A 10,919-nucleotide genomic window follows, 5' to 3' on the forward strand; every position below is an offset into this window, starting at 1 on the left:
GAAGGCACGCCGGCGGCCACGGGGAGGGCGGCGCGGCCACATTTTCCATGGGGGATTGGGAAACGTCACCTGAATTCCGGCATGCGTGATTCCGGTGGGAAAATCTGCCGACGAAAAAGGTGTCTCACTAAACGGGATGATGCATGGCGTGATTTCCTCTTAAATCACGTTTGTTATGCATGTCAGGGAGCGGGGGAGAGCCGAACGTGAGCTCCGGGAGGCAGGCCCAGCCGCTGGGAGGCGTCGCCGGAGCTGACCGCCAGCGCGACCAGCCCGGCCGAGTCGGTGAAGGCCACGACCTCCCCGGGCGGCACCGCGGCGAAGCTCTCCTTGAACGGCACCGAGAGCCGCCGCCTGCCCAGCCAGACCACCAGCGTGTCTCCCAACGCGACGCCCAGCGTCGCCAGATCGCCGGAGCCGATCGACAGCTGGGCGTTGCCGTGCCGGTCGACCGACAGCACCTCCCCCTCGACGTAGCCCTCCCGCAGCACGGAGGTGGGCGCGGGCAGCGAGACCATCCGCTCCAGCGGGACCTCCGGCCCCAGCTCGGACGGGTGGCACCCGATCGCCAGGTGCGCCGCCACCGGGGCGAAGAGGTCGCGCCCGTGGAAGGTCGGCGAGACCGGTTCCAGGAAGAGTTCCTTGTTGGACAGCTCGTAGGCGGCACGCGCGCCCCCGCTGGCGTGGATCGCCCACGACAGCAGCCCGTTGTCCGGGCCCAGGAACACGTGGTCGCCGGCCTCGACCGCCACGGCCCTGCGCGAGCCGCCGCCGGGATCCACCACGGCGACGTGCACGCCCGAAGGAAGGTAGGCGATCGTCTGGGCCAGGATCGCCGCACCGCGCCGTACGTCCCCCGAGGGGACCAGATGGCACACGTCAATGATTCGCGACTCAGGAGCGATTCCGACGATCACGCCGTGACATGCGGCGATGTAGCCGTCTTCCAGTCCGTAGTCGGTGAGAAGGCTGATGACAGAGGTCACATCAGGTGACTGTACGTCTCCACATCCGTCATGAACAGCGCGAAATTCCGGACTATTCTGACTTCGAGCCGCGCGTGCGCGGTGTGGTCACCGCGTGCCCCGAGGCAGGAGGAAGCAATGGACACCGCGCCGAGTTCCGGCGACGGCGCTGCCCCGGAGCCCGCGCCGAGGGCTCTCACCGACCGGGAGCGCGAGCTGCTCGCCTTCGAGCGCCAGTGGTGGCGCTACGCGGGCGCCAAGGAGCAGGCGGTCCGCGAGGCCTTCGACATCTCCGCGACGCGCTACTACCAGTTGCTCAGCGAGCTCATCGACCTGCCGGCGGCGCTCGCCCACGACCCGATGCTGGTCAAGCGCCTGCGCCGGCTCCGGGAGACCCGGCGCCGCGATCGTGCCGCCCGGAAAATGGGCTTACGCCCCTGATGTTCGGGTACGACCGGTCGGACGGCGACCGCGAGAGCGGAGCCGGTATGACGGCGAACACACTCGACAGGCTGAGGCGGGCATGACGACGAATACGTCCGACGGGCTGAAGGCGATCGTCGCCGATCCGGCGGGAGCGGTGATCGGGCTCGACTTCGACGGCACGCTGTCCCCGATCGTCCCCGACCCCGCGGCGGCCAGGATCCACCCCGGCGGGGCCGAGGTGCTGGCCAGGCTCGGCCGCCTGGTCGGCGCCGTGGTGATCGTGACCGGCCGTCCGGCCGCCACGGCCGTCGAGTACGGCTCCCTGGCCGGTGTGCCGGGGCTGGTCGTGCTCGGCCACTACGGCCTCGAACGCTGGGAGGCGGGGGCGCTCGCCGCGCCGCCCGTCCACCCGGGCCTCGACCTCGCCCGCACCGGGCTCGTCCCGCTGGTGGCGGGGATCGACGGGATCAGGATCGAGGACAAGGAGCGGTCGGTGGCCGTGCACACCCGGCAGGCCGCCGACCCGTGGGCGGCGCTCGACGCGCTGCGCGAGCCGGTCGCCGCGCTGGCCGCCGGGGCGGGGCTGGCGGTGGAGCCGGGCAAGTTCGTGCTGGAGCTGCGCCCGCCGGGGATGGACAAGGGGGTGGCGCTGAGCGCCTTCCTGGGCGAGCGGGCCGCCAGGTCGGTGCTGTTCGCCGGGGACGACCTGGGCGACCTCGCGGCGTTCGCGGCCGTGCGGGCCTCCGGGCTGCCGGGCGTGACGGTGTTCAGCGGGTCGCCCGAGATCGAGGTGGAGGCCGACATCGTGGTGGACGGGCCGCCGGGGGTCCTGGAGCTCCTCACCTCGATCGCCGACGCCGTCGAGAGGGAGGCGTAGGGCGAAGCCCGCCCGGGCGCGCCGCCCGGAGGGACCCACGTACGCCCGGCAGGGGCCCGCGCGCTCGGGAACCTCCGCCCGCGCCCGCTCAGGCGGGCTCGCCGGCGCCCGCCCGGAGACGTCCGCCCGCGGTGATCAGCAGCCCTCCGGCGGCGAGCCCGATCAGGGCGGGGACCATGAGGAACGCCTGCTGGGTGCCGAACCCGTCGGCCAGCGCGCCCAGCAGGAACGGTCCGATCCCCACCGCCAGCCCGGCGAAGATCGAGGCCATCGCCGACGCCCGGTCCCGCCGCCCGCCGGAGGCGGCCAGCACCCGGGACAGCGCCATCGGGAAGTGCAACGCGACCCCCAGTCCCGACACGGCCAGGCCCGCGTAGGAGAACACCGGGCTCGTGCTCAGCCAGAAGATCGCCCACCCGGCGGCCGCGACCAGGAGGGCGCCGAGGAACAGCACGGTCGGGGGCACCCGCAGGGCCAGCCAGGCCCCGGCCAGCCGCCCGGCCGCCATCCCGGCGGTGAACGCCGCGACCGCGGTCGCGGCCACCGCCGCGGGCAGCCCGGTCTGGTCGGAGAACAGCTTGGCCGCCCACAGGTTGAAGCAGAACTCCATCGCGACGCAGCAGAACAGCACGGCCGCGGCGAGGTAGAACCGCCAGCCGAAGCGGGCCTGACCCTCCGTGGCGGTGCCGCCGGTGCCGCCGGTGGCGTCGCCGGGCTCGGGGAGGCGTACGCGCCCCATGGTCAGCGCGAGCAGCGCGGCCAGCGCGGGGGTCACCAGCAGCGCGGCCCGCCAGCCGAAGGCGCTCTGCGCGGCGGCGCTGACCACGAACGGGACCCCGATGCCGACGATCACGCAGACGGCGTTGGCCTCGCTGATCGCCGCCGGGCCCGCGGGGCCGTGCCGGTCGTCGAGCGCGGCCATGCCCAGGTACAGGACGATCGAGGCCAGCCCGCTGGCGACGCCGTACCCGAGGAGGGTGACCGGCAGCAGGGTGGGGGCCGCCGCGACCATGAGCGTTCCGGCGCTCATCCCGGCCATCCCGGTCCAGACGGCGGCCCGGCGGCCGATCCTCCCGGTCAGCCAGGGCAGGGCGAGACCGACGATGATGCCGCCGACGGCCATCGCGGTCCCGTGCAGTCCGGCGACCGCCTGGGACACGCCCTGGTCGAGGCGGAGCAGTGGGAGCGCGGCGCTGAGGCCGTACAGGTAGGTGGCGAAGACACCGAGCTGAAGGTAGATCAGCCAGGTCGCGCGGTCGCGGATCAGCCGGACGGGCGCGATCGCGGTCAACTCGGTCTCCCGTACGCCAGAAAAAAGTGAAATAGCCGCGAAAACTATCTCATACAGGTCTAAAACCGCTTAATGAGCTGGGCCGTCACCCGAGGGCGTCGAGCTGCTCGGCGAACCACCGGTGCGGGGGCAGCGCGGTCGCCGCGGCGGCCAGCAGGACCCCCCTCCTGGCGCGCTCGTCCGAGGGCATCGTCAGGCCCTCGTGCAGCGCGGCGGCCGTGGCCGAGACGTCGTAGGGGTTCACCGTCAGCGCGTGCTCGCCCAGCTCGGCGGCGGCGCCGGCCTCCCGCGACAGCACCAGCGCGCTGTGCGGAGACAGGATCGGCCCCTCCTTGGCCACCAGGTTCATGCCGTCGCGGATCGGGTTGACCAGCAGCACGTCGGCCAGCCGGTAGGCGGCCAGCGAGCGCGGGTAGTCGTCGTCGACGTTGAGGATCAGCGGGTCCCAGTCCTCGGTGGCGTACTCGTCCTCGATCTCCTCGGCGCAGCGCTGCACCGCCGCGGTGTACTCGCGGTACTCGGGCAGGTCGTGCCGGGACGGGTAGGCGAAGGCGAGGTGGGTGACCCGGCCGTGCCACTCCGGGTGGGCCGCGAGGAACTGCTTGTAGGCGACCAGGCCCCGCACGATGTTCTTCGACAGCTCCGTCCTGTCGATCCGCACGATCAGCCTGCGGTCGCCCACCTGGGCGCGGAGCGCGGCCATGTGCGACTCCACGTCGGGCTCGGACGCCCGCGTCCAGAGGGCCTTGCCGTCCACGCCCAGGCTGTGGGTGCCGATCCGGGTCGTCCTGCCCGCGTGCGTGACCGTACGCTCCCCGCGGTCGACCCGCGCGCCGAGCACCGTCTCGCAGCAGTCCATGAACGCCCCGCCCCAGCGGGCGGTGAGGAAGCCCGCGTGGTCGGCGCCCAGGATGCCCTCGAGGAGCTCGGTCGCGACGTCGTCGGGGAGCAGGTTGAAGTATTCGGGCGGCGCCCACGGCGTGTGCGAGAAGTGCGCCACCCGCAGGTCGGGGCGCTCCCCCCTGAGCATGGCCGGGGCCAGGCTCAGGTGGTAGTCCTGCACCATCACCCGCGCCCCGTGCGGGGCCTCCTCGGCCAGCGCCATCGCGAACGCCTCGTTGTAGGACTGGTACGACTCCCACTCCCGGCGGAACCTGGCGTCGAAGTAGGGCCTGTTGGGGGTGTCGTAGAGAAGGTGGTGGACGAACCAGAGGGTGGAGTTGGCGACCGCGTTGTACGCGCGGTGGAAGGTCGCCGGGGGGATGTCGAGCATCCGCAGCGCCCCGGTGTCGTAGCCCGCCTGGTCGAGCCGGCCGCCGGGGGCCAGCCGCACGGCGCCGCGGTCGCCGTCGGACAGCGCCGCGCAGACCCACAGGACGTCGAGGTCTTTCGCGACCTCCGACAGGCCGGAGACCAGGCCGCCACCTCCCCTGCGCATGGACAGCGAACCGTCCTCGGAGAGGGTGAAGGAGACGGGGCCTCGGTTGGAGGCCACCAGGATCGCGCTCATCGATTCTCCTTGAGCGTGGAGACCCCAAGGTTAACCGGCACCTCGTCGGGATGTCCTCGCTCTTCAGGTCAAGGAAGGAACGGCGTCCATCGAATTGTGTCAGCTCTTGTCAGTAGGTGGAGTGATGAGCCCCGCTCTATCACCCTTCTTGTGGCGGTGAGGGAGGGTCACCATCCGCGACCCCCGACCGTAGGATGTCCAGCGACCGTGACCGCTGATGGGGGCCCGTGATGGCGCTGGACGAGACGACCGAGGACCTGGCCCGATCGGCCGCCCAGGGCGACCACCGCGCTCTCGGTGAGCTGCTGAAGCGGATCGAGCCCGCCGTGTTCAGGCACTGCGGCCGGATCCTCCCCTTCCGGCAGGACGCCGAGGAGGCCTGCCAGGACACCCTGCTCGCGGTGGCGCGCAACATCGGCCGCTTCGAGGGGCGCGCACGGTTCAGCACCTGGCTGCACATCGTGACCGCCAACTGCGCCAGGACCACCTACCGCTCGCTGAAGCGCCGCGCGGCCGAGCAGAGCTCCGACGAGCTGCCGCTGCAGAAGCCGGACGTGGCCCGGGTGAGCGTGATCGCCGGGTCCCGGCTGGACCTGCTCGACGCGATGGAGGCGCTGGAGGCCGAGAAGCCGGAGCTGGCCCAGGCGCTGGTGCTGCGCGACATCTGCCAGCTCGACTACAACGAGGTGGCCGAGCAGCTCCGCATCCCGCTGGGCACCGCCAAGTCACGCATCCACCAGGCGCGCAAGTACGTCCAGGGCGCCCTGGGCGACGCCTACGGCTTCTGAACCACCGCCCGGTCTCCGGCCTCTGACGGGTTGTCCGCCGGGGTGCCCGGCCGGTGGGAACCGTCGAAGAGCGCCTTCCGCGTGGCGTGCGGCTCCGGCGGCCTCACCTGATTTAGGGTGGCGTTGCCCACGTCGCGTGATCAATCGGTGACATGTGGCGATCTCCCCTCACCCTGTGCAAGCCGAGGTCGAGGAGAGACCACATGTTCCGCAGACACACTGTTTCCACGACATGCGTCCTGGCGGCCACCGCACTTGCCCTGGCCGCCGTACCGGCCGGCGCCGAACGCCGGGCGGCGGGTGCTCCGGCCATGCCCGCCGCCCCGTCCGCCACCACGGCCGTGTCGGCCGTGTCGGCCGCGCTGAAACCGCCGCCGAACATGCTGGAGGCGCTCGAGCGCGATCTCGGCCTGACCCCGGCCCAGGCCCAGGCCCGGCTGCTCAACGAGGCCCGCCTGAGCCCGGTCGCGATACAGCTGAGCAGAAGGCTCGGCCCCCGTTTCGGCGGTGTTTGGCTCAGGGGAAGCACCGCGCACACCCTGGTGGCGGCCACCACCAGTGCCGCCGACATCCCCACGATCCTCGACGCGGGAGCCCAGGCCGAGGTCGTCCCCAGGTCGCTGGCGGAGCTCACCGTGACCAAGCAGAAGATCGACGAAGCCCTGCCCCCGCGGCCGCTCGTGTCGAGCGCGCGCTTCGTCGACGTGAAGAGGAACAAGGTGGTCGTCCTCTCCCCGAAACCTGATGACGCCCAGAACTTCGTCGAGAGCGCGGGGGTGGACGAGGAGGCGGTGGTCGTGCTGCCCAGCACCGAGGTTCCCCTGACCCTGAACGACCTGGTGGGCGGCAACGCCTACTACATCGGCGTCACCAGCCGCTGCTCGATCGGCTTCTCCGTGCTCAAGGGCACCCAGCAGGGTTTCGTCAGCGCGGGTCACTGCGGCAGGACCGGCGCCGCCACCACCGGCTTCAACCGCGTCGCCCAGGGCACCTTCCAGGGATCGGTCTTCCCGGGCAGCGACTACTCCTGGGTCGCGACCAACAGCGACTGGACCGCCACCCCGACGGTGGACAACGGCGCGGGCGGCACCGTGCCCGTCGCCGGCGCCCGGGTCGCCGTCGAGGGGGCCTCGGTCTGCCGGTCCGGCTCCACCACCGACTGGCACTGCGGCCTCATCCAGCAGCACGACGCCAGCGTCACCTACCCCCAGGGCACCGTCTTCGGGCTGACCCGCACCAACGTCTGCGCCGAACCCGGAGACTCCGGCGGCTCGTTCATCTCCATCGACCAGGCCCAGGGCGTCACCTCCGGCGGCACCGGCGACTGCAGCCAGGGCGGCACCACCTACTTCCAGCCGGTCGGCGAGATCCTCACCGCCTACGGCCTGAGCCTGAGGACCACCGCGGGCAATCCGCCGCCGCCGGTCACGGGCACCTGCACCGGCTTCCCGAACACCTACACCGGCACCCTGGCCGCCGGCCGGTCCGCCTACCAGCCGAGGGGCCTGTACTACAGGCTGACCGTCGGAGGTCTCCAGACCGCCTGCCTGGACGGCGCCGACGGCACCGACTTCGACCTTTACCTGCAGAAGTGGAACGGCAGGAACTGGGCGGTCGTCGCCACCTCCGACAGCGCGGGTCCCGACGAGAGGATCTCCTACACCGGCACGCCCGGCTACTACCGCTACCGGGTGTTCAGCGCGGCCGGCTCCGGCCCCTACACCCTGGGGTTCCGGGTGCCGAGTGCCGTGACCGCTCCGGCGGGTCGCCTCGGGAGGTGATGACCGCTCCGGCGGGTCGCCTCCGGCGGCGATGACCGGAAGGGGACGGGGCCCCCGCCGGACCCGCGATCACCGAGGATCGCGGGTCCGGCGGGGGCCCCGCCTGCCGTCCGGGACGCGTGCCGGGTGCCTCGCGACCGGCGGCCCGGGTCCGGTCGTCCGCTGGATAACACGCCATGTCTCGCACAGTGAGACAAGGAGTCAGGAGGGCGGTGGGGCGGGGTAGAGTGCTCAAGACCTGTGTGTCAGGTTTCCAACTGAATATTTGCTCATCCAGAGGGGTGGAGGGACCGGCCCTGCGAAGCCCCGGCAACCATCCCGGTTCAAGACTCGTGATCTGAACGAGGTCGGCCGGGACAGGTGCCAATTCCGGTCTGTGACCAGGGTGGTCCAGACGAAGATGAGGGAAAGGCCTCGCTTCATGGCGCTCGCAACCACTGAGAACAACACCGCCACCTCCTCCGGTCGTGCCGGCGACGCGCGAGACCGGCGCTTCGGCCCCGCCGTCGCCCTGTCCTGCCGGGAGTGCGGTGCCCGCTACGACCTCGGCCCCAGCTTCGCCTGTAACGAGTGTTTCGGGCCCCTTGAGATCGCGTACGACTTCGGGCGTGTGACCCGGGAGCGCATCGCCGAGGGGCCGACCAACATCTGGCGCTACCGCTCGCTGCTGCCCGTCCCCGACGACGTGGCGGCCAAGCCCAACATGGCGCCCGGCTGGACCAAGCTCGTCAACGCCGGCAATCTCGCCCGCGAGCTGGGCATCCGCTCCCTGCACGTGAAGGACGACTCCGGCAACCCCACGCACTCCTTCAAGGACCGCGTGGTGGCCATCGCCGTCGAGGCCGCCCGCAACTTCGGTTTCCACACCCTCTCCTGCTCCTCCACCGGCAACCTGGCCGGCGCCGTGACCGCCGCCGCCGCGCGGGCCGGGCTGGACGCCTGCGTGTTCATCCCCTCCGACCTGGAACAGGCCAAGATCGTCATGGCCTCCGTGTACGGCGGCAGGCTCATCGGCATCGAGGGCACGTACGACGACGTGAACCGCTTCTGCTCCGAGCTCATCGGCGACGAGCTGGGCGACCAGTGGGGCTTCGTCAACGTCAACCTCCGGCCGTACTACGCGGAGGGGTCCAAGACCCTGGCCTACGAGATCGCCGAGCAGCTCGGCTGGCGCATCCCCGACCAGATCGTCATCCCGGTCGCGTCGGGTTCGCAGCTCACGAAGGTCGACAAGGGCTTCAAGGAGCTGATCGCGCTCGGCCTGGTCGAGGACAGGCCGTACAAGATCTTCGCGGCCCAGGCCGAGGGGTGCTCCCCGGTCTCCGCCGCCTACAAGGCGGGCCACGACGTGATCCGCCCGGTCAAGCCGGACACGATCGCCAAGTCGCTGGCGATCGGCAACCCGGCCGACGGCCCGTACGTCCTGGACATCGCCCGCCGCACCGGCGGCGCGGTCGAGGACGTCACCGACGCCGAGATCGTCGACGCGATCCGGCTGCTGGCCAGGACCGAGGGCATCTTCGCCGAGACCGCCGGAGGCGTCGTCGTCGGGGTGCTGCGCAAGCTGGTCGCCTCGGGCACGCTCGACCCCGACGCCGAGACCGTGGTGCTCAACACCGGCGACGGTCTCAAGACCCTTGACGCGGTGGCCGCGGAGGCGCGCCCGACCGCGGTGATTCGGCCTTCTCTTGACGCATTCCGTGCGGCTATCGCCTAGAAATCGTGAAAGGTACTGAATTATGAGCGTTTCTGTGCGGATTCCGACGATTCTCCGGACTTACACCGATGGTGCCGCCGAGGTGAACGGAGAGGGTGAGACCCTCCGCGATGTTCTTCAGAAGCTCGACGCGGACTTCCCGGGGATCGGCGCCCGGATTCTTGATGAATCGGGAAAGATCCGACGTTTTGTCAACGTCTATGTCGGGGATGAGGACGTCCGTTTTGTCGACAACCTCGACACGGCCACGCCCTCCGGCGTCCAGGTCTCCATCATCCCGGCGGTGGCCGGAGGCTGATCCTCCCGCCCTGACGCGGCGCTGACCGCCCCGCGCCGCCCCCAGGGCGCCCGCGACTCCACGGCACCCGCCCGGCTCCGGCCGGGCGGGTGCCGCGTTTTATGACGCAAGCTCATATTCAGGGACTTAGATGGGTCATGTAACCCTTAACTAACTAATAGTGATAGTGAAACTCTGTTCTCGTACTAAAAGCTCTCGTAAAGCGGTAGTTTGGTGCTTGACTCTGTTGCCCTACCGCTTCCCACAGGTATGGTCGGAACGATCGACGTGGCGAAGTCCGTCCCGGCGATTGAGGACTTCGCGAGAGGAATGGGCGTCGTCCTTAAGACCAGTAAGAGGAGTCGCAAGTGGCGCAGGGCACCGTCAAATGGTTCAACGCGGACAAGGGCTACGGCTTCATCGCGGTAGACGGTGGTAAGGATGTGTTCGTCCATTACTCCGCGATCATGATGGACGGCTACCGTGCCCTCGAGCAGGGCCAGCGGGTCGAGTTCGAGATCACCCAGGGTCAGAAGGGTCCCCAGGCGGAGTCCGTCCGGGCGGTCTGACGTAGCCGTTTCGTGAATTCGCAGGGAAGAGCCGGTGGATCCCGCGGTATCGCAGTCCGCTGGATCCTCACCGCCCAGGCCCGGCTCGCCCCCAGCGGGCGAGCCGGGCCTTCGCGTCGTACGGGACGGGCGGCCGTACGGGACGCGTGGCCGCGCGGGGGTGCGTAGAGGGGCGGGTCGAGGGGCGGGGCGGTGGTGCGCGGTCGCACGGAGACGCCGGGAGGCGCACGGGGGCGCGCGGAGCCCGCGGAGCCCTCAGGGGGGCACGAACGCTGACCGCCACGCACCACGGCCGGGGCCGGGCACGCGGAGCCCTCAGGGGGGGCACGGAACGCGCGGCGAGCCGATGGTGACGCGTGGCCCACACCGACGTGACGCGAGATCTACGTCCGCATGACACGGAGTTGACGTCCCCGTCTCGGGCGGCGCAGGTCAACGGATCGTGGCTTGCACTCGACAGGGTAGAGTGCTAAACAGATTGTTGGCACTCGCGCATAGAGAGTGCCAATCCTGGATCGAGGCGATGGGGCCCGCCGAACGGAGTCGTGGGCCCACATGCCGTCGCGGGCGTCGGCTCGATCCGGTGTAAGCCACCCTTTCTCTGGGAGGTTAGCCGTATGGCAGCCAAGATGATCGCGTTTAACGAGGACGCCCGGCGCGGTCTCGAGCGCGGCATGAACCAGCTCGCGGACGCCGTCAAGGTGACCCTCGGCCCCAA

At 70.6% G+C, this 10,919-nt stretch carries 10 protein-coding genes and 1 riboswitch; of the genes, 7 read left to right on the forward strand and 3 right to left on the reverse strand.

What is annotated here, in order from left to right:
* Positions 1-182: 182 nt before the first annotated feature.
* The gene (locus ACTOQ1_RS41855) at positions 183-986 is read right to left on the reverse strand and encodes an SAM hydrolase/SAM-dependent halogenase family protein (protein ID WP_440074014.1); all 804 of its coding nucleotides are present in this window, start codon (positions 984-986) and stop codon (positions 183-185) included.
* A gap of 117 nt (positions 987-1,103) precedes the next feature.
* Between ACTOQ1_RS41855 and ACTOQ1_RS41860 the strand changes: the two genes are divergently transcribed.
* Complete coding sequence (locus tag ACTOQ1_RS41860) at positions 1,104-1,406, forward strand: DUF3263 domain-containing protein (protein WP_440074015.1); 303 nt, start codon at positions 1,104-1,106, stop codon at positions 1,404-1,406.
* An 82-nt stretch (positions 1,407-1,488) separates the two neighbouring features.
* Entirely contained in the window at positions 1,489-2,268 is a 780-nt protein-coding gene (gene otsB / locus ACTOQ1_RS41865) for a trehalose-phosphatase (protein ID WP_440074016.1), read from the forward strand.
* 88 nt (positions 2,269-2,356) lie between these two features.
* Here the strand turns inward: otsB and ACTOQ1_RS41870 are convergent, their stop codons facing one another.
* The gene (locus ACTOQ1_RS41870) at positions 2,357-3,559 is read right to left on the reverse strand and encodes an MFS transporter (protein WP_440074017.1); all 1,203 of its coding nucleotides are present in this window, start codon (positions 3,557-3,559) and stop codon (positions 2,357-2,359) included.
* Positions 3,560-3,644: 85 nt separating this feature from the next.
* The gene (locus ACTOQ1_RS41875; protein WP_440074018.1) at positions 3,645-5,069 is read right to left on the reverse strand and encodes an alpha,alpha-trehalose-phosphate synthase (UDP-forming); all 1,425 of its coding nucleotides are present in this window, start codon (positions 5,067-5,069) and stop codon (positions 3,645-3,647) included.
* Positions 5,070-5,299: 230 nt separating this feature from the next.
* Here ACTOQ1_RS41875 and ACTOQ1_RS41880 point away from each other — a divergent pair, with 230 nt between their 5' ends.
* The 5 genes from ACTOQ1_RS41880 (at position 5,300) to ACTOQ1_RS41900 (ending at position 10,201) form a co-directional block, all read left to right on the forward strand.
* Entirely contained in the window at positions 5,300-5,857 is a 558-nt protein-coding gene (locus tag ACTOQ1_RS41880) for an RNA polymerase sigma factor (RefSeq protein ID WP_440074019.1), read from the forward strand.
* A 203-nt stretch (positions 5,858-6,060) separates the two neighbouring features.
* On the forward strand, positions 6,061-7,638 hold the full coding sequence (locus tag ACTOQ1_RS41885) for a S1 family peptidase (RefSeq protein ID WP_440074020.1): 1,578 nt from the start codon (positions 6,061-6,063) through the stop codon (positions 7,636-7,638).
* A gap of 266 nt (positions 7,639-7,904) precedes the next feature.
* Positions 7,905-8,045: riboswitch (SAM riboswitch) on the forward strand.
* 14 nt (positions 8,046-8,059) lie between these two features.
* A complete protein-coding gene (thrC, locus tag ACTOQ1_RS41890) occupies positions 8,060-9,355 on the forward strand; it encodes a threonine synthase (protein ID WP_440074021.1) in 1,296 nt (431 codons plus the stop codon).
* Between the two features lie 22 nt (positions 9,356-9,377).
* Positions 9,378-9,653 (forward strand): MoaD/ThiS family protein, encoded by a 276-nt coding sequence (locus ACTOQ1_RS41895; RefSeq protein ID WP_350977546.1) that lies wholly within the window; start codon positions 9,378-9,380, stop codon positions 9,651-9,653.
* A 347-nt stretch (positions 9,654-10,000) separates the two neighbouring features.
* Complete coding sequence (locus tag ACTOQ1_RS41900) at positions 10,001-10,201, forward strand: cold-shock protein (RefSeq protein ID WP_012895270.1); 201 nt, start codon at positions 10,001-10,003, stop codon at positions 10,199-10,201.
* Positions 10,202-10,919 lie beyond the last annotated feature (718 nt).

This window comes from Streptosporangium sp. OZ121, assembly GCF_051918885.1.
In the GTDB taxonomy this organism is placed as follows: Bacteria; Actinomycetota; Actinomycetes; order Streptosporangiales; family Streptosporangiaceae; genus Streptosporangium.

What these genes read in the sequence shown, in the direction of transcription:
- ACTOQ1_RS41860 (WP_440074015.1), top strand. Translation starts at nt 1,104, where the DNA reads ATGGACACCGCGCCGAGTTCCGGCGACGGCGCTGCCCCGGAGCCCGCG.
- otsB (WP_440074016.1), top strand. Translation starts at nt 1,489, where the DNA reads ATGACGACGAATACGTCCGACGGGCTGAAGGCGATCGTCGCCGATCCG.
- ACTOQ1_RS41875 (WP_440074018.1), bottom strand. Translation starts at nt 5,069, where the DNA reads ATGAGCGCGATCCTGGTGGCCTCCAACCGAGGCCCCGTCTCCTTCACC.
- ACTOQ1_RS41880 (WP_440074019.1), top strand. Translation starts at nt 5,300, where the DNA reads ATGGCGCTGGACGAGACGACCGAGGACCTGGCCCGATCGGCCGCCCAG.
- ACTOQ1_RS41885 (WP_440074020.1), top strand. Translation starts at nt 6,061, where the DNA reads ATGTTCCGCAGACACACTGTTTCCACGACATGCGTCCTGGCGGCCACC.
- thrC (WP_440074021.1), top strand. Translation starts at nt 8,060, where the DNA reads ATGGCGCTCGCAACCACTGAGAACAACACCGCCACCTCCTCCGGTCGT.
- ACTOQ1_RS41895 (WP_350977546.1), top strand. Translation starts at nt 9,378, where the DNA reads ATGAGCGTTTCTGTGCGGATTCCGACGATTCTCCGGACTTACACCGAT.